At 45.8% G+C, this 26,273-nt stretch carries 24 protein-coding genes; 7 read left to right on the forward strand and 17 right to left on the reverse strand.

Features of this window, described 5'->3' with window-relative positions; genetic code table 11:
* Positions 1–60: 60 nt before the first annotated feature.
* Both BLU99_RS02780 and BLU99_RS02785 read right to left on the reverse strand, forming a co-directional pair.
* Complete coding sequence (locus BLU99_RS02780; RefSeq protein ID WP_144006081.1) at positions 61–912, reverse strand: hypothetical protein; 852 nt, start codon at positions 910–912, stop codon at positions 61–63.
* Between the two features lie 15 nt (positions 913–927).
* Positions 928–2,349 (reverse strand): MBOAT family O-acyltransferase, encoded by a 1,422-nt coding sequence (locus BLU99_RS02785; RefSeq protein ID WP_091899630.1) that lies wholly within the window; start codon positions 2,347–2,349, stop codon positions 928–930.
* A gap of 69 nt (positions 2,350–2,418) precedes the next feature.
* Here BLU99_RS02785 and BLU99_RS02790 point away from each other — a divergent pair, with 69 nt between their 5' ends.
* A complete protein-coding gene (locus BLU99_RS02790) occupies positions 2,419–3,309 on the forward strand; it encodes a glycosyltransferase family 2 protein (RefSeq protein ID WP_091899631.1) in 891 nt (296 codons plus the stop codon).
* 73 nt (positions 3,310–3,382) lie between these two features.
* Here the strand turns inward: BLU99_RS02790 and BLU99_RS02795 are convergent, their stop codons facing one another.
* Together BLU99_RS02795 and BLU99_RS02800 are read right to left on the reverse strand one after the other, a co-directional pair.
* Complete coding sequence (locus tag BLU99_RS02795) at positions 3,383–3,856, reverse strand: hypothetical protein (protein WP_091899632.1); 474 nt, start codon at positions 3,854–3,856, stop codon at positions 3,383–3,385.
* A gap of 205 nt (positions 3,857–4,061) precedes the next feature.
* Positions 4,062–7,175, reverse strand: coding sequence for a glycoside hydrolase family 2 TIM barrel-domain containing protein (locus BLU99_RS02800; protein ID WP_091899633.1), 3,114 nt, complete (start codon positions 7,173–7,175; stop codon positions 4,062–4,064).
* A gap of 185 nt (positions 7,176–7,360) precedes the next feature.
* Between BLU99_RS02800 and nth the strand changes: the two genes are divergently transcribed.
* Positions 7,361–8,011, forward strand: a complete 651-nt coding sequence (gene nth, locus BLU99_RS02805; RefSeq protein ID WP_091899634.1) for an endonuclease III — start codon at positions 7,361–7,363, stop codon at positions 8,009–8,011.
* A 3-nt stretch (positions 8,012–8,014) separates the two neighbouring features.
* Here the strand turns inward: nth and BLU99_RS02810 are convergent, their stop codons facing one another.
* From BLU99_RS02810 to mazG, 8 genes are all read right to left on the reverse strand, one after another.
* Positions 8,015–8,461, reverse strand: a complete 447-nt coding sequence (locus BLU99_RS02810; protein ID WP_091899936.1) for a hypothetical protein — start codon at positions 8,459–8,461, stop codon at positions 8,015–8,017.
* 11 nt (positions 8,462–8,472) lie between these two features.
* Complete coding sequence (locus BLU99_RS02815) at positions 8,473–8,820, reverse strand: hypothetical protein (RefSeq protein WP_091899635.1); 348 nt, start codon at positions 8,818–8,820, stop codon at positions 8,473–8,475.
* A 31-nt stretch (positions 8,821–8,851) separates the two neighbouring features.
* Positions 8,852–9,403 carry an RNA polymerase sigma factor gene (locus BLU99_RS02820; RefSeq protein ID WP_091899937.1) on the reverse strand — a complete coding sequence of 184 codons (552 nt, stop codon included), beginning with the start codon at positions 9,401–9,403 and terminating at the stop codon, positions 8,852–8,854.
* Positions 9,404–9,417: 14 nt separating this feature from the next.
* A complete protein-coding gene (locus tag BLU99_RS02825) occupies positions 9,418–10,935 on the reverse strand; it encodes a L,D-transpeptidase family protein (RefSeq protein WP_091899636.1) in 1,518 nt (505 codons plus the stop codon).
* A 2-nt stretch (positions 10,936–10,937) separates the two neighbouring features.
* Complete coding sequence (locus BLU99_RS02830; protein ID WP_143065703.1) at positions 10,938–11,207, reverse strand: T9SS type A sorting domain-containing protein; 270 nt, start codon at positions 11,205–11,207, stop codon at positions 10,938–10,940.
* A gap of 121 nt (positions 11,208–11,328) precedes the next feature.
* Positions 11,329–12,243, reverse strand: a complete 915-nt coding sequence (locus tag BLU99_RS02835; protein ID WP_091899638.1) for a ribonuclease Z — start codon at positions 12,241–12,243, stop codon at positions 11,329–11,331.
* Positions 12,244–12,251: 8 nt separating this feature from the next.
* On the reverse strand, positions 12,252–12,944 hold the full coding sequence (locus BLU99_RS02840) for a lipocalin family protein (RefSeq protein ID WP_176771013.1): 693 nt from the start codon (positions 12,942–12,944) through the stop codon (positions 12,252–12,254).
* 19 nt (positions 12,945–12,963) lie between these two features.
* Positions 12,964–13,821, reverse strand: coding sequence for a nucleoside triphosphate pyrophosphohydrolase (gene mazG, locus BLU99_RS02845; RefSeq protein ID WP_091899640.1), 858 nt, complete (start codon positions 13,819–13,821; stop codon positions 12,964–12,966).
* A 111-nt stretch (positions 13,822–13,932) separates the two neighbouring features.
* Here mazG and BLU99_RS02850 point away from each other — a divergent pair, with 111 nt between their 5' ends.
* Positions 13,933–16,638 (forward strand): valine--tRNA ligase, encoded by a 2,706-nt coding sequence (locus BLU99_RS02850; RefSeq protein ID WP_091899641.1) that lies wholly within the window; start codon positions 13,933–13,935, stop codon positions 16,636–16,638.
* An 86-nt stretch (positions 16,639–16,724) separates the two neighbouring features.
* On the opposite strand, the gene BLU99_RS02855 is transcribed toward BLU99_RS02850, so the two are convergent.
* From BLU99_RS02855 to BLU99_RS02875, 5 genes are all read right to left on the reverse strand, one after another.
* A complete protein-coding gene (locus tag BLU99_RS02855; RefSeq protein WP_255397421.1) occupies positions 16,725–19,031 on the reverse strand; it encodes a glycoside hydrolase family 3 C-terminal domain-containing protein in 2,307 nt (768 codons plus the stop codon).
* A 115-nt stretch (positions 19,032–19,146) separates the two neighbouring features.
* Positions 19,147–19,608: a DUF4293 domain-containing protein gene (locus BLU99_RS02860; protein WP_091899643.1), complete on the reverse strand. Its 462-nt coding sequence runs from the start codon at positions 19,606–19,608 to the stop codon at positions 19,147–19,149.
* 11 nt (positions 19,609–19,619) lie between these two features.
* On the reverse strand, positions 19,620–19,955 hold the full coding sequence (locus tag BLU99_RS02865) for a DNA-directed RNA polymerase subunit omega (RefSeq protein ID WP_091899644.1): 336 nt from the start codon (positions 19,953–19,955) through the stop codon (positions 19,620–19,622).
* On the reverse strand, positions 19,912–20,037 hold the full coding sequence (locus BLU99_RS02870; RefSeq protein WP_369807690.1) for a hypothetical protein: 126 nt from the start codon (positions 20,035–20,037) through the stop codon (positions 19,912–19,914). The genes BLU99_RS02865 and BLU99_RS02870 overlap by 44 nt, the downstream gene beginning before the upstream one ends.
* A gap of 35 nt (positions 20,038–20,072) precedes the next feature.
* A complete protein-coding gene (locus BLU99_RS02875) occupies positions 20,073–20,900 on the reverse strand; it encodes an outer membrane protein assembly factor BamD (RefSeq protein ID WP_091899645.1) in 828 nt (275 codons plus the stop codon).
* A gap of 118 nt (positions 20,901–21,018) precedes the next feature.
* On the opposite strand from BLU99_RS02875, the gene uvrB reads away from it, so the two are divergent.
* From uvrB to BLU99_RS02890, 4 genes are all read left to right on the forward strand, one after another.
* Complete coding sequence (gene uvrB / locus BLU99_RS02880; RefSeq protein ID WP_091899646.1) at positions 21,019–23,046, forward strand: excinuclease ABC subunit UvrB; 2,028 nt, start codon at positions 21,019–21,021, stop codon at positions 23,044–23,046.
* A 111-nt stretch (positions 23,047–23,157) separates the two neighbouring features.
* Positions 23,158–23,772, forward strand: a complete 615-nt coding sequence (locus BLU99_RS02885; protein ID WP_176771014.1) for a DUF4468 domain-containing protein — start codon at positions 23,158–23,160, stop codon at positions 23,770–23,772.
* The gene (locus BLU99_RS12235; protein ID WP_176771015.1) at positions 23,769–23,942 is read left to right on the forward strand and encodes a hypothetical protein; all 174 of its coding nucleotides are present in this window, start codon (positions 23,769–23,771) and stop codon (positions 23,940–23,942) included. The genes BLU99_RS02885 and BLU99_RS12235 overlap by 4 nt, the downstream gene beginning before the upstream one ends.
* Positions 23,939–26,272: a putative porin gene (locus BLU99_RS02890; RefSeq protein ID WP_091899648.1), complete on the forward strand. Its 2,334-nt coding sequence runs from the start codon at positions 23,939–23,941 to the stop codon at positions 26,270–26,272. The genes BLU99_RS12235 and BLU99_RS02890 overlap by 4 nt, the downstream gene beginning before the upstream one ends.
* Position 26,273 lies beyond the last annotated feature (1 nt).

A 26,273-nucleotide genomic window follows, 5' to 3' on the forward strand; every position in this document is an offset into this window, starting at 1 on the left:
CTTTTCCGCGGATTCTCCAAATATATTTTTCGTTATCTTTTCTTTTTTCACGATTTTTTTCTAATTCCGGTCTTGCGCCGAACGACCTAAATCAGACAGAACCCCTTTAAAATAATGAGAGAACACCTGTTGTCCCTCATAGTCAAGATGTTCACCGTCGGTCGTTACATAACGGGTTGTATCGAAAGGCAGATAGGTGTATCTGTCGGCAGGGAAAGTCTTCTGCATGAGCTCTCTCGTCTGATCATACCTTTTCAAATGCGTCAGTCGTTCGTTGACGGGCATCTCAAAGAATAGCACCCGCGTACCTTTAGCCTCAAACATCTCAACCAGTCGTTTCATGTCACCCATTCGGGTCTCTGCCTGCGGCTCCGGCATCTGCCAGTCATACTTGATATGATGCTCAATACTCTCATTCAACAGGTCCATATCAACCGTCGATGTGCCAGCCTGTGGGTTGATGTCTGCCGCGCTCGCCATCATGGAAGCGAATAGACAAATGGGCTGATACTGTTCACGCAAAGACGGTATCCATCGTCTGAGCACAGGGAGGACCCCTTCCGTCATCTTCGAAACCAATTCCGGATTACCGTCAAGAAAGAATAGGTTGGTCTCTGCCAGAATATACTTGGGGAAATTACCTTTCGAGAGGATGATCTTCAAACCGTCCTCAACGGCGCAGCCGCCAAACGACACGGACCTGACGGTAGGGATACTGTCGCGGATAATCCTTGCAGAAAGGGAGGTCCCAACCATCACGGTATCTGACTCCTCAGCATATATGAACTGCTGGGCCTTAATAACATTATCTTGCCACTGATGAGTGGCCATACCCATCGTAGGATTCAGCAACACTATCGAAAGATGTAGGCCAAATAAGACGGCAAAGCAAAGAATACTTTTTTTGATCATACTATCAGCAGAACCTTAGAATTGAAAATATACAAAAGAACTGGCACTACCACTATTGGTCAGTATTAGGAATAGCATGATGCCATAAAGGATATAGTCAAAGCGCAAGATATATCTCTGCACCCATGCTCTCTCTCTCAGACAATATATGGCATGATACATCACTACCGGCAAAGCATAGATGGCAATAGGCAGAAGTTTCATATCGATCAATGCTCCTGAGTCATAGTTACAGAAAATGCACTTAACATACAAGACCGCCTCACTGAAATCAGGTAACATGAACAACAGCCAGCCGAACGATACCATGACAAATACCAACGTCACCGACAGTCCATGTGAGACTTTCTGCCAACGCATGACAGATATGCAGTTTTCTCTCCTACCACATATGGCCCTTTCTACGACCAGACAAAGACCATGATAGGTTCCCCACACCAGATAACTCCATGCCGCACCATGCCACAAGCCGCCTAGCATCATCGTAAGCAAGAGATTGAGATAGGTTCTCACCTTTCCTTTCCGGTTTCCGCCCAAAGAAATATACAGATATTCCATCAGGAACTGAGACAGGGTAATATGCCACCGTTTCCAGAACTCACGGAAGGACGAGGCGATATACGGGAAATTGAAATTCGTAGGCAGTCGATAGCCGAAGATAGCCGCCACGCCAATAGCTATCAAGGAATAGCCGGCAAAGTCGGCAAACATCTGAATGGAATAGCCAAACACCATCAGCAACAGACTCCCCGTACCACGATGCACAAAATACGGATACGTCATCCAAAAGGTAAAGTCCTTCAGGTTATCGGCGATGACCATCTTCAGGAAATAGCCCACGACAAGTGACTTAAAGACAAACGTCCAATCAATCAGAGAGAACTGTTTAGGAGCTATCTCACCGAAGAACTCCTTAGACTTAGCGATAGGACCAGCTAAAAGCTTGGGGAAGAAACATATATAAAGAAGCGTCTTCCTGACATGTTGCAGAAAAGAAGGAGGCGAGGACACCTGCTCTCCATCATAACGCCCTCTGTATGCATCGACAATCAGACTAATACCACTAAAGGTATAGAACGATATACCCAACGGCAGGGGCAGTCGACAAAGAAACTGTCCGACACCTGCACTAACGTCGAGGAAAGAAGTAGAAATCAGGCCACCGTACTTGAATAGCGCTAACAGACACAGGTTCATAACGACACCCACCGTCGCATAGGTACGGGAGTGCCTACGAAACATGGCACCGTAACTGGCGATAGCATTGACCATTCCCGACGCGATCAGCAACAGTAAGAGACCTATACTATCATAGGCATAGAACAAGGCACTTGATACCAACAGAACATATACCTGCCAACGTCTTATGAACGGCAGATAGTATACCAGTGTCGTAGCGATGACCAGACCGACAAATATCCAAGAATTAAAAAGCATGCTGCAAAGTTACTGTTTTTTCTTCCAAATACTATAGATAGTTCCCTTTTTTTTCGTAATTTTGCCATCATGGAACAAGTTAAGACGGAACTATCAATCCTCATCCCTACCTATAACACCATCTGTGTGGACTTGGTACGGACGCTTTATGAGCAGGCCGTGAAGCTGTCTCTGACCTATGAGATCATCGTGGCAGACGACGGTTCTACCGACACTCAGGCTATCGGCACCAACCAATCCATTGCAGAAATCCCCAATTGTCAGTATATTGTCAGGCAGGAGAATGTGGGGCGAGCAGCCATCCGCAATATCCTCGCCAAGACGGCAAGATACGATTATCTATTGTTTATCGACAGCGATATGAGAATCGGAGATCCGCTGTTCCTGAGCAACTATCTGCAAAGCCCTTGTGATACCGTCATTGACGGCGGAGTGGCCATCTGTGGAGACGACAAGTTGCTAAAAGGAACGCTTCGCTATCTATATGAGAAATCCGAAGAGGCACGACACACTGCGGAACAACGATGCCAGACACCGTATCAGCATCTGCACACTGCCAACCTACTCATCCGTCGTGATATCATGCTCCAGTATCCTTTTGACGAGCGCTTCCGCCATTATGGCTATGAAGATGTGTTATTAGGAAAGACACTGCGACAGCATCGTATCGCCATCTCACACATTGATAATCCTGTTCTGTTCTGCGATTTTGAATCCAATCCCGAGTATGTCGCCAAGACCGAGGAAGGATTGCGCACGCTCCACCAGTTCCGTGAGGATCTACGTGGTTACTCCAGACTACTCACTTTTGTCGGGAACATACATATTCCTGTCATTCTGTCAACGATTCGTCTGTGGCACCATCTATTGGGTCATCTGGAACGCAAGAACCTCTGCGGCACACGTCCTTGTCTTTTAGTCTTCAAGTTATATCGTCTCGGCTATTTCCTTTCTTTATAATACAAAAAAATAACGAGAGACTCATCTCTGAGGATCTCCCGTTATCCATACCAAAAAACCCTTATTCTGTCATTTACTCAGGAATCACTGAGAAGGTCAGTTTCTCATATCCCTCAAAATCATCAAACTGCACCTGGAAGCTAGCATACTGATAATAGTTACCACCAGTGTTATGAGTATCCTTGATAGAATTACTCTTTGCCAGAGCATTCAGGATCTTGTTATAGATGACCTTATCATTTTTCTCGTCAGCAATCTGAATGGCCATAGAGGTTACCATGCCATTCTCTACCTTATAAGTATAGTCGCCTGCGCCATACAACTGGAACGACTCCGTTTCAAGGATCGTCTCAAGTTCGCCGACAGCCTCCTGAAGGTCCTCAAATGTCGAATTGACAAAGTTGACAGGCTCCAGGTTCTCATCGAGCTTGATATAAGTAGTATCAATCTCATTAGTAATCTGTGTTTCTTCAGCATAAGACATACCACCCATAAGAATCATCATTCCTACGAGTACCATTTTCTTCATCTCATACATCTTCTTCATCCCTTTCAATCTTCTTAAAAAACTGTTATTACATTTTCCGATTTTTATTCAAATCATTTCTTTTTCGGGTGCAAAGTTAGCAATTTATAAGTACCCCACCAACACTTTTTGGCAAAAAATTCATAAAATATCCGCTTACGGCCTTCTTTTTGATTAAAGTCAAGCCGTAAGCGGTATCATTTTGTTCAATAAGAGGCTAAATAACCTACTTTTCTGATTTATAGGGGTTTATAACGAAGGTAAAATCGTAGTTCTGATATGGCAGAAGATACTCCCGTCGTGGCCATGCCCCCCATGAGTTCACACAACCAAGTCCCATCTGTCGCTGTTGGATATGTACCTGTGTGACCGGGCGCTCCACGAGGTCGCCAGAGTGATGTCCCCAGACCTTATCTTTGACCGGTCCGTCATCCAGGTCTGCTGTCAGATAATTCAAGGCACTAACCTCCATCGCCGCATTGCTATAGAACTCCAGTCCTTTACCTTTTGCATTATATACACGGAACCAGCGGACATCAGTATGATTGCCTGACTCCTGCGGGCGGATATACGGGAAATACTCGTCGGTTACCAGGTTCTCATAGACGCCCAAGAACTCAGACGAGTTGCGGTCGATATAGTTCTCCACAGGTCCACGTCCATAATAGCAAATCCGGTCAAACGCCTTCGGCATCTGCAGTTGCATGCCATAACGGAAAAGTGGGCTCACTTGTGATTCTTTATCAGCGGTAAGCTGCTGTCTTACGATGACACGTCCTTCGGCCGTCAGCGTATAGGTCATTGTAAGCGCTGCCTTCACGTCGGGGAGATCAAAAGAAGCTGTCGTCTGATTATCTTTAACGTCAATCGTCTTGAGCCTCATCTGCGGATTCCGCCATACAGAAAGACGGTTCTGCAACTGTGCGCCATAGTCATTATCCGTTGGTGCGCGCCAGAACTCAGGGGTAACAGACTGACGGTCAATCAGCATCGGTTCACCATCAACATCAAGATAGTCGATCCATCCACTCCACTTACCGATAGTCAGTGAGGTGCCGGCAGCCTCGTACTTCACATAGCTTTCCGTTTCCTCCTTATGGATTCCGGTTTCCCTTGACACACTGTTCTTATCCGATATCTCAGGGAATTGGTATGGATTCAGCACGAACTGTTGGCGAGCCAACACCTGTCCTTTCTCTATCAGAGGCTGAGCCTCGCGAGATTTAAATTGGAAGATGACGAAGATCTCCTGATCGCCATGATGTCCCAACACACGGGCGATGGTATTCTTCAGTGTCTCGTCCGTTATCGTTTTCCGCTGCTGCGGTCCAATCCCACTGATATTGATGACACCACCATGCCCAAAGGTCATACCAGTCGGACGGTCACCGCCATGATGATGCATACCAGAGGCACCGCCCACAAACCAAGTCAGTTCCAAGTCATCGAGCGACTTAAAGAAATTCTCGTTGTAGATCTCCAGGCGACCATCTTTCAGACCACAGTCTGTTACCCAGACGTTCTGATAATAATAGCCCACCTCGTAAGCATGCGGATTCAACCGACGGTCGGGCGCGATAATACCATTGCAATTAAAGTTATAGTCACTGGCCGGATAGCGCCCATAGTCACCACCATACGTAAAGATCTCCTTACCAGTGACAGGGCTCTTGTCACGGAGTCCTTGATCAACGAAATCCCAGATGTAACCTCCTTGATACTTCGGATACTTTCTGATGATATCCCAGTACTCTTTGAAGCCACCCATAGAATTGCCCATGGCATGAGCATACTCACATTGGATCAAGGGACGTGGGTTATCACCCTGTGCATATTTCTCACAACCCTCATAACCATAGTACATCGGACAGAAGATATCCGTCTTACCGTTCTGACCAGCCTGTTCAAACTGCACAGGACGTGTTTTATCGTATGCCTTCACCCAATCATATGCCTTCTCAAAGTTTGGTCCGTAACCAGCCTCATTTCCCAACGACCAAACGATAATGCTCGGATGGTTCTTGAACGAGATAACATTTCCCTCCTGACGCTCGATATGCATCTTTTCGAATGCAGCATTCTTAGCCAATGTCTTCTCATGATAGCCCATTCCATGACTTTCCAGATTCGACTCGGCCGTCAAATAAATACCATATTCATCACAAAGGTCATACCAACGGGGATCATCAGGATAATGACAGGTACGGACAGCGTTGATATTCAACTGCTTCATAATCCGGATGTCCTGTATCATCCGTTCTACGCTGACGATATAGCCGCCATCCGGATCAAGCTCATGACGGTCGACGCCCTTGATCAAGATAGGCTGACCGTTTACCAGCAACTGACCGTTCTTAATCTCAATGCGACGGAAGCCCACTTTCTTACGGATAGCCTCGACAACCTTGTTGTCTTTCTTTAATACTATATATAATGTATAAAGATGGGGGGTCTCGGCAGTCCATGGCTTCACATTCTCTACTGTGGTCTTCAGACCTTCAGCCACTATTTTCCCGTCGGCATCGAACAGTTGTGCCTCCACGGATGCTCCCTTACCGCTGACTATTTCAACATTCACATCGAGCAAGCCTTTTCCATCCAGATAGTCTTGACCGACTGTAATATCCTTGATATGACATTTCGGCGTGGCATAAAGATACACCTCGCGGGCAATACCAGTGAAACGCCAGAAGTCCTGATCCTCCAGATAGCTTCCATCACACCAGCGCATCACCTGCATGGCAATCAGGTTCTTGCCAGGTTTAAGATACCTGGTGATGTTAAACTCGGCAGCCACTTTCGAGTCCTCCGAGTAGCCTACATACTTACCATTCACCCAAAGCATGAGATTACTCGTTGCAGAACCGACATGGAAAAAGACCTCCTGTCCTTTCCAACCGGTAGGCAGGTCGAAGACCCGACGATACGAACCGGTATAATTATTCGTCTCACCAATATAAGGAGGGTCATTCTTAAAGGTTGTATTCCACGCATACCCCGCATTCACATAAGTCTTGTCGCCATAGCCATTCAGTTCAAAGAGACCTGGCACGGGAAAATCAGTCCATGATGAGTCATCGTACTTCAAGGTATAAAAGTCCTTTGGAGCCTCTTGGTGGTTTCTGACAAAGTTGAACTTCCACATTCCCTCCATTGAGAGATACCGGTCCGAAGCACTTTTCTCTCCTTTCGCCTTCTCAACACTCTCAAAGGCAAAGAAGTCGGCACGACGTGCCTCACGGTTCTGTTGGTTCACACTGGGATTCTTCCATACAGGTGAGTTGTCTGCGTATGTCATCGCAGACATAACACAAAAAGCAGATAGTAGTAGTTTTTTCATATTTTGTATAATAAAAATGACATTGATGGCACAAAGATACGAAGAATTCGTGAGAAAAAAGAAAGAAAATATAAGTTTCTATCTTGAAAGACTTGTCCTATAATAGGACCTTTTCAAAAAAGAAACCATTTCCTACATTTTAGTCTTAGGTTTTTCGTACCTTTGCATCTAGATACACATCAGCCATGAGAAAAGAAGAAAGATATAAAAGGGTATTAGATCATTTCCGTGAGCAAATGCCCCATGTCACTACCGAGCTGGAATTCGGCAGTGTGTTTCAACTGCTTGTAGCTGTCATCCTCAGTGCACAATGCACGGACAAGCGCATCAATCAAGTGACACCAGCGTTGTTCCGTCGATATCCTGATGCGAGAACGATGGCCGAGGCAGAAGAGGAAGAGGTGTTAGAATACATACGTAGCGTATCGTATCCGAATGCCAAAGCGGCCCATCTTGTAAAGATGGCGCGCGCACTCATGGAAAAACATAACGGTGAAGTGCCTTCCGACATGAATGCACTTCTCGATCTGCCAGGTGTTGGACGGAAGACCGCCAACGTGATCAGGAGCGTCGCATTCGGGAAGTCGGCACTGGCAGTAGACACTCATGTCTACCGTGTAGCCCATCGGCTGGGACTTGTCTCAAAACAAGAGAACACGCCATATAAGGTGGAGCAAGCACTCATCAGGCACATCCCTGAAGAGGATGTGCCTGACGCGCACCATTGGCTTTTACTGCATGGCAGATATGTCTGCACATCACGCAAGCCAAACTGTGAGAAATGTGAACTGGAAAAACTCTGCCCCAAACTGATCGAGGGCTCAAAACTTGAATAACGGTTACCTTCCCTGTGGTCTCATCCAACCGCCATGTCCCCAATTCCTAAAAGCATGGCGATGGAACCTGTCTTCAGCCCTAATAACATCATAGACCTTCGAGGGAGGAATCACACTGAAAAACTTATTATGATAGGTTTGCTGGATACTTTTCAATTCCAGTTCATACATATCACGTTTCTGCACCATCTTCTTACATTCCGCAGCATCAACAGGTTTCACACTACATTCTTTCTTAATGCGAGCGAAGACGCTACGCTGCTTATTCTGCATCTCACGGAAAAGAGGGAAAAAATTTGCGGACTCCTCAGGTGTCAGACAAGCTTCATGGGCAATAAACTGCTCCATGGCCGTCTGAAACTTCTCTGGGGAGAACCTCTGTGGTTCTTCTGCATGAACGTTAAGCATACACATGCATACGAACACCATTGTAACAAAAAACTTCTTCATCACTTCCTTCATTAAAAACCTGCCAAACAGGCATAGATGTCCTGATTATCAAGCATCATATAATCGGCTGCCTCGTCAAAGGACACATCACTAGACTCCTGCATAGCTGGGACCTGCGCCTGCAGGGAATCCTGGTGTCCAACGCCCGACAGGAACAAGTAGGCAGCGCCACAGATAAGCAACGCACATACAGAGGCTGCGACATAGAATACAGGACGCATCCATACGGACTTCGCCCGTTGTCTGCGTTCTGGTAGTGACTGCATCACCTGTTCGGTAAGGCCGTCAAAATACCCTTCTGGAACCCGGAACGGATTCTGGTTCCCGACCATGTCTGTTATGTACTTTTCTTCTTTCATCGTATATATGACGTATTGACATTCAAAAGGTTTAATCGTGCTCTTTAAAAAATTGCGTAATTTTCCCCACAGCAATATGATAGGAGGCCTTCAGCGCACCTTCCGAGGTATCCAATAGCTGACTTATCTCACTATATTTCATATTGTCGTAATAACGAAGACAGAACACTGTGCGCTGTACATCCGGAAGACTGGCTACAGCTTCCTGCAGCAATGCGACCGTTCTGTCGCCATCGAAATACTCATCGGCCATCAACATACTGGCAATACTCTGTCCTCCATCATCAGCACTCATGGCATTCATCGTTTTCTGACGACGTACGAAGTCCAGGCTCTCATTAATAGCGATGCGCGACAGCCATGTGAACAATCTGGAATCGCCATGAAATGTGTCGAGGCCATTCCACGCCTTGATATAGACATTCTGTAGCACATCGTTGGCATCATCGTGGGTGAGTACGATACGTCTTACCTGCCAATACAGTTTCTCACTATATTGCCGTACCAACAACTCAAACCCCTTACGCTGAGTCCGAGTGTCAGAGAGTAGCTTTTTGATATGCTTATCATCGAATTTATCCATATCCATCGTACAACCTAAAGCAAAAAAGACTTAATCTCACGACTAATTACCTTATCGTAGCCATAGAGGTCAGGCCATGTCTCCACCATTCCTGTTTTTGGATTAGGATAAGCTGTATAATATACAATATATAATGGTACGCGAGGCGACACGTCCAGATATGTCAGCAGACGAAATGGCTGCGAGACGCCATTATGTTCCTGCAGAAAACTCTGTCCACGATCTGTCTCAGGCCGCATACCCATAGATATCCGCAAACAATCCCTTTTCCAGTCATCGGCATCAGGCAAAAGGAAGCAAGCCAACTCAAAAGGCTTCTGCACTCGAATACATCCATGCGAAAGTGTACGTCGGTCGCTATTAAATGCCCCTCTGTTGTTCGTGTCGTGTAGATAGACTGAGAAGTTATTCGGAAAGCGGAAGACTATACGTCCAAGGGAATTGCCCGCTCCGCCTTTTTGTCCGACACGCAGATTACCTGTTCTCATCTGCGATGCCCCCACATCTATCGGGTTAAGTGTGTCGCCCGTGCTTTTATCTATAATATAATAACGGTGACGCGCGAAATAGGCAGAATCGCCGCCATGTTGCGCCACTTCTGTATTAATGATATTCTGAGGAATAATCCATTCCGGATTGACCTGCATATAACTGATTGCGCTATGCAGCAGAGGTGTTTTTGTGGCAGTCGCGCCACAACAGATCCGCATAGACAGGACAGAATCACCGCCTACAGCCCACAACTGCAAAGCCGGGATATTCACCAAGACCATTCTTTCGTTCTCACCCGGATGCTTCATCCGCCAGCGGCACCGTTCCATGTTAACTGCCAATCGATGACGTTCTCCTTTATCAGCAGTCCTTTTCATCTGTTCCTGAAGTGCTCTGTACACATGACCAGTTGGCTGTGACTGTTCCAAGAAAGACATCCGTTCAGATGATTCCAATCTACGAATAGAACTCCCATAGTCTGGAGCCTCCACCTCATAATCAAAGAGGCGAGCGTAATCACCTGTAGGCTTATAATCCATTCGGTTCAGGAAACGCTGCGGTTGCATGAACCCGTAACGAAGTCCAACGGTATAACGTAGATAAGCCTTCGACAGATAATAATCCAGATGAGGTAACACTTCATTGATGCTCCTACCCACAGAATCAAAAGCGAGATGATGAACGATATCCAGATCTTCCGCAATCTGTGGAAGATAGAATGCTGTACTATCGAGACCATTATATGGCAGTTCACGACGCATAAGCGCCAGTAGGGAATCAGCCTGTGATGACACACCCATTCGCGAAAACCATAAGGGAGTATCCTCGACATGAGCCACATCAGCATATCGCCGCCGGATTGCCGCATCCCCTTCCCATTCCGACGAGTCTGCTTTAAGGATCCTTGCATAATTCTGTCCTAATTGAGGTGTATCCAATGCAAGAACATATTCGCCAAAGGCAGAAAGATCAGTCTCAGACGGATTGTGGCTTCCCTCCGTACAGGAAGCCAGAAACGCACAGGCACTCGCAAGCAGCAATGCTAACGTATAGACACCTTGCGCACAAGCTTGCCTACCTTGAGGACATAACACCCTTTTGACAGATTAAGTTCTACACGCTGTGCCGGACTATCAATACGGAACTGGGCGACCTGCCGACCTGTCAAGGAGATAACCTCTAAAACTTTTCCTTGAGCGCCACAAACCATGACAGCACCACCTTCGACTGTGACGGTCACCCTGTCGTCTACCTGCTCTGAAGCAGTCCGTTCCAAAAGAAACGGCTCTGCCATGCTAGGAATTGCCAGCATAGTCATCACAACGAATATAGTCAGATTTCTCCGCATGATCCACATCAATAGATGCTGCAAAGATAAGTCTTTCCGTTGAAACTACAAAATATTTTGCACAAAAAAGCTGTTCTTTCTATCATCAGGCATCAAACACAGCCATCTCTGAGGTTAGAAAAGTATTGTCAAATACCTCCTTTGCTTCTTTCAACAAGACTTCCTCATCCTCATATCGCGAACTGTAATGTCCCAGTAGAAGTTTTCCAACCCCTGCATCACGTGCAACAGTGCCCGCCTGTCGAGCTGTCGAATGGTAATACTTCTCAGCCTGTAGAAGGTTATCCATTCCATAAGTGCTTTCATGATAAAGTGTGGTAACCCCTTTCAACTGCTCATGCAGATTTGGCATATATCGAGTATCCGTCATATATGCATAGCTACGAGGAGGATCTGCAGGTCGCACCAAACGGGCGTTCGGAATAATCTCTCCATCATCTGTCACCCAATCAGCGCCATTCTTGATATTCCCGACCTGGCTCATGGGTATCCCATAACAATCCATCATATCCCTACGGATATGAGGGAGAGACGGCTTTTCTGTGATTAGATACCCACAACACGGCACCCGATGTTCCAAGGGAATATTCTCCACCATCATACTCCTATCCTCATAGACGACCTGGCGTTCGGTTGTGTCGACAGGATAAAAAACAATCTCATAGCCTAGATCGTGGGTAAAGAACTTTATCTGTCGATCCAGTTCCGGTCCGAGTGCTTTCGGTGCATGAATATGAAGAGGGGCTGTGCGCCCCAAAAGACCGAAGGTAGAAATCATACCAAGAAGTCCGAAACAATGATCGCCATGCAAATGGGTAATAAAGACATGACTTAGTTTCGTAAAACGCACACGACATTTACGGAGTTGCATCTGTGCCCCTTCTGCACAGTCGAGCATAAGGACCTTCTCACGAATTTCAACAACCTGTGAGGATGCGTAATGACGAAGGGTGGGAAGCGCACTTCCACACCCTAGTATATGAATCTTAAACGGTTCCACAAAAAATATCAGATCTTATTAAACTCATCGCTAGTCTCCTCGAGCTGCAAACCATGGAGGTCGGCTTTCGGTTTCTCCTTCCATCTACTATATTCGAATGTCTCCGTTTCGTCGCGCGGCTTATCAATGGTTCTGAAAGCCAACGAGTCGGCACCGAGCGTCAAGATCTCATAGCGGTTGGTCTCCTGCTCATCGCCGCCACCTTCACGAACCAGTTCGAGAATCAGATCGCCATTAAAAATCTTCCACGTTCTGTAGATAATCACGCTCTGTTCAATGCTCTCTGCGACACCACCTTCCTTAATACGGATTCCGACCTCGTCACTCCCATCGATAGGGTTCGGCATCACCCAGTCGCCCATCAGCGTATTCAGATTGATGACGACCTGAGCCTCTTTCCTCGCTTTGTCAGCCACGACAGCCATACGGTCTGCAACCGCCATGCCACCAAACACCTTTCCATTCTCTTGGGCTTTTGTCAGACTTAACGTCAATGTGTCTCCGCTATCAGTGATCAGCTCCAGCGTGTTCATAGCGGTACCATTTCCGCAAAGTCCATATATGGTCTGATCACGAGGTACGAGATCCATCGTAGAAGTAGAATCATCGTCTGCAGAGACATATTGTTGCCTGTTTCCGCCACAACTGCCGAAGGTCACCACACCGGCAAAAAACATTCCGATCCAAGTAATCTTTTTCATATCAATCTGTGTTTTGTTATTATCCCAGTTTTTCCTTTGCTTCATTCCAAAGTTGATCCATCTCACCTAAACTCATCTCCGTCAAAGGCTTACCCTTCTTAATGCTATGTGCCTCGATATAATTGAAGCGATCAATGAATTTACGATTCGTTTTCTCTAATGCATTATCAGGATTCAATTTATAAAGCCTTGCAGCATTAATCACACTGAAAAGGAAATCACCAAGTTCTTCCGTGGAACGTTCCTTGTCTTCTTTGTTCAACTCTGTTTCCAACTCATCCAGTTCTTCACGGACTTTCGTCCAAACATCCTGTTTCTTTTCCCAATCAAATCCCACATGACGTGCTTTATCCTGAATACGATAAGCTTTTATGAGGGAAGGTAGTGCATCTGGGACTCCAGAAAGAACACTTTTATTACCATCTTTCTCCTTCAATTTGATCTGTTCCCAATTATCCAAGACCTGAGAAACAGTGGTCACTTTATCAGTTTGGGAGGCCTCTCCAACATTTTCCGGCACATATGGTAACGGCTTAGGCTCCACCGCATCGATCTGTGAGGGGTGATAAACATGAGGATGACGAACAATCATCTTACGAGTTAACGCATCACAGACATCAGCAATATCGAAATCGCCTTTTTCCTGAGCAATCCTAGCATAAAAGCAAATATGCAACAAGACATCACCCAGTTCCTTGCAGATTTCGTGCGTATCGCTTTTCATCAGAGCGTCACAAAGCTCATATGTTTCCTCTATAGTATTCGGACGCAAGCTTTCATTCGTCTGCTTCTTATCCCATGGACAGTTAGTCCTCAAAGCATCAAGCACGTCAAGAAAACGACCGAAAGCCTGCATTTTTTCCTCTTTTGTGTGCATAATCGTCAAATTAATGGGACAAAGATACAAAATAATTCATAATTCATAATTCATAATTCACAATTATTTTATAATTTTGCACCGAATTTTAGAGAATAACATCAAAAAGACATGGAACTTGCAAGTAAATACGACCCCAAAGAGGTCGAAGCGAAATGGTATCAGTACTGGCTTGACAACAAGCTTTTTTCCAGCAAACCTGACGGACGTGAGCCCTATACAATCGTCATTCCACCGCCTAATGTAACGGGGGTACTTCATATGGGACATATGCTGAACAATACGATTCAGGATATTCTTGTGCGTCGAGCCCGGATGGAAGGCAAGAATGCCTGCTGGGTGCCTGGTACCGACCATGCCTCAATAGCCACCGAAGCTAAGGTGGTAAAAAAACTCGCCAGCGAAGGCATCAAAAAGCATGATCTTACCCGTGAGCAATTTTTGGAGCATGCCTGGGACTGGACTCACGAGCATGGTGGCATTATCCTGAAGCAGTTGCGCCGTCTGGGTGCCAGTTGTGATTGGGATCGCACAGCATTCACCATGGATGAAAAGCGTTCGGAAAGCGTTATCAAGGTATTTGTTGACCTCTATAACAAAGGACTTATCTACCGTGGCCTGCGCATGGTAAACTGGGATCCGAAGGCACTCACAGCCCTCTCTACAGAAGAGGTTATCTACAAAGAAGAGCAAAGCCATTTGTTCCATCTGAAATATTATGTTGATGGATTAACAGCTATCGACAACGAAGAGACTCTGAAAGCCGAAGGTAACATCATCCACAAGGATGAAAAAGGCTATTATGCCGTTGTTGCCACCACACGTCCTGAAACTATCATGGGAGATACCGCTATGTGTATCAACCCGAAAGATCCAAAGAACCAGTGGTTGAAAGGCCGCAAGGTGATCGTTCCACTCGTAAACCGTGTCATCCCTGTTATTGAAGACCGATATGTTGACATCGAGTTTGGTACAGGTTGTCTGAAGGTAACACCTGCCCACGACACCAACGACTATATGTTGGGTAAAACCCACAATCTCGAGACTATCGACGTCTTCAACCCTGATGGTTCCATCTCAGATCAGTCACCTATCTACGTGGGGATGGACCGTATGGACTGCCGCAAGCAGATTGCCAAAGATCTGCAGGAGGCAGGTTTAATGGAAAAGATAGAAGATTATACAAATAAAGTCGGATACTCTGAGCGTAATCCTGATACGGCGATTGAACCACGTCTCTCACTGCAATGGTTCCTTAAAATGCAGCATTTTGCCGACATTGCTCTGCCACCAGTGCTCAATGGTGAGATGAAGTTCTATCCCCAGAAGTACGTGAACACTTACAAGAACTGGTTGGAAAACATCCAAGACTGGTGTATTTCGCGTCAGTTATGGTGGGGACATCGTATTCCCGCCTACTATTACAATAATAACGACGATTACGTTGTGGCCGAGACACGTGATGAGGCCCTGAAACTGGCTCAGCAGAAGGATCCGAAGGTGACGGATGCTGATCTGCGTCAGGATGAGGATGCCCTCGACACTTGGTTCTCTTCATGGCTGTGGCCAATCTCGCTCTTCGACGGCATCAACAATCCCGGCAACGAGGAAATTAAATACTACTACCCCACCTCTGACCTTGTAACAGCTCCCGATATCATTTTCTTCTGGGTAGCTCGTATGATTATGGCTGGTGAGGAGTATATGGGCACCTTCCCATTCAAGAACGTCTATTTCACTGGTATCGTTCGCGACAAGTTGGGTCGTAAGATGTCTAAGTCATTAGGAAACTCACCCGATCCTATCGAGCTCATCGAGAAATTCGGTGCCGACGGTGTTCGCATGGGTATGATGCTCTCTGCGCCTGCAGGTAACGATATTCTCTTTGACGAATCTCTCTGTGAACAGGGCCGTAACTTCAATAATAAAATTTGGAATGCCTTCCGTCTGGTGAAGGGTTGGAAGGTCGCAGATATCAAACAGTCGGAAGCTGGCAAGATTGCCACCTCATGGTTCGAAGCAAAGCTCCGCCAAACCAATGCTGAGGTCGACGATCTCTTTAAAAAATATCGTATCTCTGAGGCATTGATGGCTGTTTACAAACTTTTCTGGGACGAATTCTCATCATGGTATCTTGAGATGGTGAAACCTGCCTATGTCAATGGTGAGGCACAGCCTATTGACAAGCAGACCTATGATAAAACCCTCGAATTCTTCGAAATACTATTGAAGATGCTTCATCCATTTATGCCGTTCATTACTGAAGAGCTCTGGCAGCATCTCTACGATCGCAAGGAGGGAGAAAGTATCATGCGAGACAAACTTGAGATTTCTGCTCCTACAGCTGCTGACAACACGCTTTCTGCTCAGATTGAGAGTGTTAAGCAGATTGTATCAGGTGTTCGTATGGTTCGCAGTTCTAAGAATATCGCACCCAAGGAACAACTCGAGCTTCAAGTAGTTGGCAAAAATGCCTATGCGGCATTTGATGCTGTTGTCATCAAAATGGCTAATTTGAAAGTCATCAATGTCGTTGCAGAGAAAGATGCGACTGCTTCTGCCTTCATGGTTGGCACCGACGAATTTGCAGTGCCTGTCGGTGACATGATCGATGTGGAGGCAGAGATTGCAAAGATGGAAGCCCAGTTACAACACCTTGAAGGTTTCCTCGCTGGTGTTAAGAAGAAGCTTAGCAACGAGCGTTTCGTTGCCAATGCACCAGAGGCGGTTGTTGCCCTTGAGCGCAAAAAACAGAGCGATTCAGAAGAAAAGATTGCAGCTCTGAAAGAGTCTATTGCCGCCCTTCGTGGGAAATAACAACGACATATCTGACACTATTTATAAAATCATAAGGGGCGAACCAAATGGTTCGCCCCTTATGATTGATATCACTTATCCTGACTTTACTCGACTTCTGAGAAATAGTATGTACGCAACGGTTTACGTAACGATTCCCCCTTTAAAACAATCTCCTGCTGCAAGCGGATATCTGTGGATGAAGATCCAACCTTTACGACATACTTACCAGGACGCACATTCCACTGACGCTGTTGTTTAGTATTACCTTGAGAGGCATCCGAGTCAGAGTGACTATAGAAGCCCAACTGCTCTGTATAGAGTTTCATCTTTACAGTCTTCGTCTCACCGGGTTGCAGTGATATGCGAGCAAAACCCTGCAACTGTATCGGTCGGATTGGCAAATCGTCATCTCCGGGAGAGATATAAACTTGCGCAATCTCATCAGCAGCCATCTTCCCTGTATTTCTCACTTCGAATGCCAGGCTTATACCTTCATCAGTTGTTGAAACCTCCTGAGGCAATTGCAAGCTTTGATAATCAAACGTGGTATAACTCAAACCGTAACCAAAGGGCCACTGCACACGTGCATCCATCTCCGCAGAATAGTTATAACATAGCGGTTCGTACACCTCTGTCTTCGGATAGCTGACAGAAAGTTTTGCTGACGGCGCTACGTTTCCATATAGGATATCAGCCACGGCATTTCCACCTTCCTCACCTGGGTACCAAGCCTGAATAACGGCTGCACAGCGCTCAGCAATACCAGAGATAACCTGAGCCCGTCCTCCAAATACAACCAAGACGACAGGTTTTCCCGTTTTCAAAAGTTCCTCTACATACTGTTCCTGTTTACCGGGCAGACGAAGCCCCTGACGGTCACGGTTCTCTCCACAAAGCATGACGTTTTCACCTACGGCAGCAATGATAACATCGCTTTTCCGAGCCATCTCAAGAGCCTCTTTCCTATCAACTTTCTCACCGGAATCAACCTTACGATGCAGGAGAGCATACTCCCAGGCACGTTCATCTCCTCCCTTAGTATACTTAGTCTCGATGTCCTCAGTCCAGTCACAGCCACGAGAATACATGATGTTGAAATTACCAGAGTTGTGCGCCTTCATACCCTCCAGCAATCCTATCACATGCGGATGATCCAAATCATTCTCTATCTTTTTCCAGAAATAAGTCATGGAGGGGAAAGAATAGTCACCACACATCGCCCACATAGAATTAGCGTTTGGACCAGTGACAAAGATATTCGGGGAAGAAGCATTCAAGGGCAGAACACCATTATTCTCCAAGAGTACCACCGACTGCGTAGCAATCTGATACGCTGTCTGACGCTCATCTGGTGTATCGAGCACGATGTCTTGGCGACTATACAGATAAGCATCTTTATCGAACAGACCTGCACGAAACTTATATCGCAACACATTCTTCACAGCACGTTCAAGCGCCTCAGACTTCACGAGTCCTTGTTCGACAGCCTCCTGCAGATACTTATAATTTGCGCCAGTAGGGAAATCAACATCGTTGCCTGCGTTGATGGCAGCTGCAGCCTTACGCACAGGATCATCAATACCGGGCAACTGATCAATCGCAGTATAATCGCTGACGATCATACCGTCAAAACCAATATAATCCCGCAGGATATCTTTCAGGATCCTACCATTAGCAACACAGTTGGTAGACTCTCCGTTTTCATCCAACATCGCATGATAACCAGGCATAACAACCTTACTTCCTGCTAGTCGGATCATCGTCTCATGAGGCAGTAGAATCTCTTCCATCAATTCTTTCTCATCAGCGTTGCCTCCACCACCATAACCAAGGTAATGTTTTGAACAGGCTCCTGTGCCCTTCTTCAGATCTCCCTGCTGTAATCCTTTAACGAAAGCCACTCCCATCACCGCCGACAGATAAGCATCTTCACCATACGATTCCTCCAAACGGTTAAAACTTGGTGTACGACAAACGTCTACCATCGGTGAGAGTGAAAGAACACCCCCCATCTTACGCATCACGATGCCCGTCTGACGGGTCTTCAGTTCTGCCAATTCCGGATTGAACGAGCAGGCTTGTCCTATCTGCTGGGGATAAATCGTAGCTCCACTTGTATTAACTCCTGACAGGACCTCCTCATGAAAAAGCGCAGGAATGCCATGAGGTGTATGATGCATTAGCCAGTCTTGCACAGCAGCGACGCGATCACGCAGTTCATTAGGATCACGGGGTTTCTGACTGGCATACTGCGAAAAGTGCCCAATACCATTGGGAATCAATTCATGGCATTTCACCGTATCTAACCGTCCCTGCTCATCGAAGAGCATATCCATGTACATACTTCTCAACTGAGCAATGCGTTCTTCCTGCGACAGTTTCTCATAGAACTCGTCTACCTGTCGATCCACACTAATAGCAGATGTGCATCCAGCAAAAAAAACTGCCATGCACATCAATGAGTATACTTTCATTCGTTTTTATTTATTGGCTATGTAAAACATCTGCAGACGCGAGAGCAGAATCTTACCGGATTCTGTCCATAGAACGAACTAACTTCTCATCTGCCTTAATAGCCCGACGGGCCATTAAATAAAAGATCAGTGCTATTGCCGGAAAGACGGCAGGCCACAAAGGACGGAAATTCACTGTCCCCCACGATTTGTCACCGACCATCTGAGAAACGACAAAGAAGCACACATACCACCCAACAATCAGTAACGCATTCAGCGCACAGAAAAGCGCTTGAACCTTCCGATTGTGATAAATGAATATGGTATAGGTCGCGAGGGCTGCCGTTGGGAGCAGAACCGCCATCAGAGGCCACGTATCAAAATGATGTTTTCCAATAGGATCAGTAAACCATAGATTGTATACTCGAGCCACTTCAATGCCTGCCACTCGGAATGAACCTATCTGCATACAAAGACAAATGACGGTCATCACAATGGCCGCCATAAGATAAAGTGTTTGCTTACGTTGTATCATCACTTCTGGAATTAGCTCTCTGCAACAACATTGTCACGAGACGGATCACGCCAGTAGACCTTATCCTCAACAAACTCCTGTGTAGCCAGAAGTGTTGCCTTGGGTAACTTCTCGTAATAACGAGAGATCTCTATCTGCTCACGGTTCTCGAACACCTCCTCCAGAGAGTCGTTATATGAGGCGAACTCTGCCAACTTCTTGCTCAGGTCTTCCTTGATCTGAACACTAATCTGGTTAGCCCTCTTAGAAATAATAGCTACACTCTCATAGATATTATTTGTATCACGGCAGAGGTCCATAATGTTACGGGTCACGGTATTCACCGGTGCTTTTGATTTCACTCTCATAGATATTATTTGTATCACGGCAGAGGTCCATAATGTTACGGGTCACGGTATTCACCGGTGCTTTTGATTTCTTGTAATCCATTGCGTATTTACTATTTACAATTACTGTTCTCTATATTAGTCCTTAATAACTTTCTTACATCTTGCAATAAACTTCTCTGCTATAGCAGCATTCTTGGATTCTGGGAATTCGTTAAGGAAGCCATAGCACTCATCCTCCGCCTCACGATAGCGATCCAGTCGCTTTTCCTCAGAACTATTCTCCGCAAGTTCAAACTTACTCTTCATGATCAGCAACATGAAATCCTCACGCAAACTACAATAAGGATAATTCTTCAACGCATTTTGCGCAGTAATAATGCACGACGTATAGTTGCTCTCCTCGTTGGAATTGATATTACCAAAATATCCACCCAGATTGTAATAAAGCTCTGCAGACAGATACTCTTTCTGAATGAGTTTATCATATAGTTCATAGAGACGTTCCTGAGCCTGAGGACGAAGCTTTGAATCTGGGTATTGATCCATGAACTGCTGATACGCTGTAATAGCGCCATTGGTCGGTGACTGATCCAAACGCGGTTCCGGCGCACTCTGATAGAGTGACTGTCCGACATAAAAGGCAGCCGATTCTGCATAAGTGCCCCGAGGATAACTTGAACCATACTTCTTAAAAGTCTCAGATGCAGCCTCGAAATCAGAATTGCAGTATTGTGCCATCGCTAGCATGTACAGGCACTCCTGCGCTTCATCGGAACCTTTTTTGATAGTAACCAATTCTTCCAGTAGCGTGATGGCCTGCTGGAACTTATTACGAGCAAAGCACTCTTTAGCATACTCGTACTTGTAGTCCGTACCAGCAGACTTATAAACGCTGTTGAATTCCGAGGCACAGCCGCACATCAGCATAGCTGCACATGACAGTATAACGACACATCTCTTCATACGGGGTGCAAAATTAATAAAAAAAATCCACTCAGGATACGAAAGATACAAAAAATTATTGATTTTTCGTGTTCTTTGCGTCCTTTATGAGCAAAATTAACTATCTTTGCACTTTATTATGGGAAAATTCATATTAGAATCCAGTTACCAACCAACGGGCGACCAGCCCGAAGCCATTCGTCAACTAACGGAAGGCCTTGAGCGTGGTGACCGTTCACAAGTATTGCTGGGTGTAACCGGATCAGGCAAGACCTTTACAATGGCCAATGTGATTGCCAATCGCAACCGTCCTACTCTGATCCTCAGTCACAACAAGACATTAGCACACCAGCTGTATGAGGAAATGAAAGGCTTTTTCCCACAAAATGCAGTCGAGTATTATGTCAGCTATTATGACTATTACCAACCTGAGGCATATCTGCCGACCACAGACACCTATATTGAGAAAGACCTTGCTATCAATGACGAAATAGATCGTCTCAGATTGTCAGCCGTATCAAACTTACTTTCAGGAAGAAACGATGTTATTGTTGTATCGTCTGTTTCGTGTATATATGGTATGGGTAGCCCTGTTGCTTTGCAAGAGAATGTGATTGAGCTACATGTCGGACAGAAGATAGATCGCAACGCTTTGTTAAGAAAACTAGTACAGTCTCTCTATGTTCGAAACGATCTTGATCTGCAACGTGGCCATTTTCGGGTGAAGGGAGATACCGTAGATATTTTCATGGCCTACAGCGAAGTCGTATTACGAATCACATTCTGGGATGACGAAATAGATGCCATCGAAGAAGTGGATGCCGTCAGCTACGATCATCTTGCCCGTTTCGAAGAATATAAGCTTTATCCAGCTAATCTTTTCATGACATCCCAAGAACAGACGAATATCGCTATACATGATATTCAAGATGACCTCACGAAACAAGTGGAATTCTTCGAGAGCATCGGTGACCCGATTAAGGCTCAGCGCATCAAGGAACGTGTCGAATACGACATGGAAATGATTAAAGAGTTGGGGCATTGTTCAGGTATAGAGAACTACAGTCGTTATTTTGATGGTCGAAAAGCTGGAGAACGCCCCTACTGCTTGCTTGATTTCTTCCCCAAAGACTATCTTTTGTTCATCGACGAGAGTCATGTCAGTGTACCACAACTAAGTGCCATGTATGGCGGTGACCGCAGCAGAAAGAGCAATCTAGTCGAATACGGTTTCAGACTACCTGCTGCTTTTGATAATCGTCCACTCCGTTTCGAAGAGTTCCAACAGGAAATCAACCAAGTGATTTACGTCAGTGCCACCCCCGCCGACTTTGAGTTAGCCGAGGCAGAGGGTATCGTTGTTGAGCAAGTGATCCGTCCCACCGGCCTACTTGACCCAGAGATAGAAGTACGCCCCAGCGAAAATCAGATTGACGATCTGATGGACGAGATACTGACGCGTACTCATCGGAATGAGCGTGTTTTGGTGACAACACTCACCAAGCGCATGGCAGAAGAACTGAGCGAGTATTTGTTAAACCATGGTGTAAAGACAGCGTATATACATAGTGACGTTGCAACGCTCGACCGAGTTAGGATTCTAGCAAGTTTACGAAAAGGCGAATATGACGTTCTTGTTGGTGTCAATCTTCTCCGAGAAGGTCTTGATCTCCCAGAAGTATCCCTCGTTGCAATTCTCGACGCTGACAAGGAAGGGTTCCTGCGCAGTCACCGCAGTCTTACACAGACAGCGGGACGAGCTGCTCGTAATGTAAATGGTAAGGTCATCATGTATGCTGACACCATCACGGCATCCATGCAGCAGACTATTGACGAGACCCTTCGTCGCCGAGAGAAGCAGATCCATTATAACGAGACACACGGCATCACCCCAAAACAGATTGTAAAGAATACCAGTGAAATGTCTTTGACACAGGAGAATCGACCGGATGTCAGGGAATTACGACGAGCCCTGTTAGTTTCTGGTACTGACATGGACATCGCTGCAGATCCTATTATTGAGCGGATGACCAGGCCTCAACTGGAAAAGAGCATTGCGGAGGTCACGCGTCTCATGAAGGAGGCTGCCAAGAACCTCGATTTCCTCCAGGCCGCACAATACCGTGATGAGGTTATTCGCCTACAGAAAGAACTGGAGATGAAGTAGGGAAGAAACAAAGTAAAAAAGTGAAAAAATCAAAAGAATAAGTATTAGGTACCAAGATATCGAATAAGAATTCGTAATTTTGCCGAGAAAATCGAGATAATCATGATAAATATGAGAAAATTATTCTTTGTCATCATCATGCTAGTGCCGTTGGCTGCTTCAGCGCAAGACAACACATGGGAGAAAATCGAGCAAGAGCCCGTAGAAAATCCAGATGCGAAATACCTGAATCCCGATGCGATTCCCGTCAGCGATGGAAAAGTATGCTTTAAGACCATTATCGAGGCTCCAGGGAAAACTGCAGATCAGATATATCACATTCTACTCAAGCAGTTGACAAAGATGACCAAAGAGGCCAATCAATTAGAATACAGCAGAGTTGCATTGCAGGACTCTGTTCTTCACCAGTTAGGAGCTGTCTTCCATGAATGGTTGGTTTTCAAAAGTGTGTCTCTCTCCCTAGACCAGACAAAGTTCAATTTCCGAATTCTCGTAAACTGCACTGACGGGAAGGCAGAAATCAAGATGACAAATATCTTCTACGATTATGACGTTGAAAGAAAGCCCATCCGCTACCGTGCAGAAGAGTGGATTACAGACAAGTATGCCGTGAACAAGAAGCGCACAAAACTTTATCCCATCTCGGGCAAGTTCCGTCGCAAGACAATTGACCGTAAAGATTTCATATTCAACAAATTTGAGACCATACTAAACGAAAGCAAATGAACAAAAAACAAATACGCAACTGGCTGAACATTATCTTCATGGTCATGGCTGTGATCGGAGTGATTATGTTCCTATCGAAAAACGAAATGACACACATGAGAGGGTTGTACATCATCCTTTTGGCCATGTGCGTCAAGATTACGGAATCTGCGATGAGGATGATTAAATGAAAGCAAGACTGACACTCATACTTCTGATGCTGCCGGCACTGACACACGTCATGGCCCAGGATACCTACAACCAGATTGACGAGATGGGTAATATCACAGAACGCAGCGAAAACAGGAACTTCAACAAGCACAATAACGACACGACGCAACACAAGGAAATTCCCAAGGGACTATATGTATGGACCGTTGACAGGAGGTTTGGTGATGTCATACCTGCCACTCCCGACACAGTGCCTCATCTATTCATGAATTCCACCTTCAATAGCGGCATGTATGGAGAATACAACAGCACAGGAAGCAATTATACCCCGCGCCTGAGTCGTATCTTCATCAACCGCCATGACACCGAGAACTTTGTCTTCACCCAGCCATACAGTTTTGCGCTTAAACGTCCAGAAGATTTTTTATTCATCAATACATTATCGCCATTTACAAACATCCTCTATGACAACTGTGGTGACAAAACCAATGGTGAGGATCACATCGATGCAAAGTTTGCTGTGAATGCCAACAAGCGCCTTAGTTTCGGCTTTGACCTGGACTACGAGTACGCAAGGGGCTATTTCAGCAACCAGAACATTTCACATTTCAACAGTACGCTCTTTAGCTCTTATATCGGTGACAGATACCAAATGCATGCACTGTTCACGACCAGTCATCAGAAGGCGGCAGAGAATGGCGGTATCACCAACGACGAATATATCACTCATCCAGAGTCTTTCCAAGACAGCTATTCTGAAAATGAAATCCCGACAATCCTGTCACAGAACTGGAACCGTAACGACCACCAACATCTTTTCTTGAGTCACCGATATAACATTGGTTTCTACCGGAAAGTAAAGATGACTGACGAGGAGCTGAAAGCCAGACTGTTCGCCATGGAATCAAAGCAGGAAAAGGAACTCAAGATGGCAGACAGAGGAGAAGACAAGAACAGGAAGGGCGGAACAAAACAGGAAAAGCGTCATAGTGGTCGACCGGACGGTGCCCGCATCATGGGAGCAGAGCCGAAGGTAGACTCTATAGCTGTGGCGGTTGACAGTACCCGTATCAAAGTCGAAGGCCAGGCAGCCATTGACAGTCTGAACCGTTTACAGGCCATGCAAGATTCCATTGATGCCACCATGAAACGGGAGTATGTACCCGTCACCAGTTTCATTCACACGTTAGAATGGCACAACTATCGCCATATCTACCAAGCATACGACACGCCTACCGACTATTATCTCAACAGATATTATGAACGAGGAATCAGATACGGTAACGATTCCATCTATGATCAAACAAAGCACATGCAGGCGAAGAACACCTTCGCTTTAGCCCTGTTAGAAGGTTTCAACAAATATGTGAAAGCAGGCCTCAAAGGATTCATCACCTACGATTATTGTAGTTATCAACTCCCCGACACCGTCAACGGCATTATCAGCCAGAGTAAATGGACGGAAGGTGACCTCAGTATTGGAGCCCAACTTAGTAAGACACAAGGAAAGACTTTACACTTCAACGCAGGCCTAGAAGCGTGGATTGCCGGCCCCAATGCCAAGCAGTTAACGCTTGACTTCAGTACCGACCTGAATTTCCCACTCTTTGGTGATACCGTGCAACTGGCTGCCAATGCTTATTTCCATAAGATTTACCCAGCCTTCTTCCAAGCCAAATACCATTCCAAACATCTTTGGTGGGATAAAGAGGATGACTTGTCCGCCGAGAAGCGTACCCATCTGGAAGGCGTCTTCAGCTATCCGAAGACAAACACCAAGCTTCGCGTAGCCATCGATGAGATAAAAGACTACACCTACTATGGGATGAGTTATGATGCCACCAAGGACAAACGTACTAACATGACGGCTGGAATATATCAGGAGTCCGACCATATCAACCTGATTACCGCTCAACTGCATCAGGACTTCCATATTGGTCCCGTTCATTGGGAAAACATCATCACCTATCAGGACTGCAACAAGTCAGAGGTTCTGCCCTTGCCGACTTGGAACATCTTCTCCAACCTGTACTTGAAGTTCAAGATAGCGAAAGTACTGGGTGTGGAACTTGGAGCCGATGCGACCTACTTCAGTAAATATTTTGCACCAGACTTCTGCCCAACCATCAATCAGTTTGCTATACAGCAAAACAAGAACAGCCGGGTGGAACTAGGCGGATATCCTTTTGTGGATGTCTATGCGAACATGGTACTTAAAGGTGTACGTTTCTTCGTGATGATGAGTCACGTGAACAACGGTTCTGGTAACCACATGAAGTTCCTTACTCCCCACTACCCTACCAATGGTTCCGTCCTCCACTTCGGAGTCTCTTGGAATTTCTACAATTAAA

Origin of the sequence: Prevotella sp. lc2012 (assembly GCF_900107065.1) — a bacterium.
Classification (GTDB): domain Bacteria; phylum Bacteroidota; class Bacteroidia; order Bacteroidales; family Bacteroidaceae; genus Prevotella.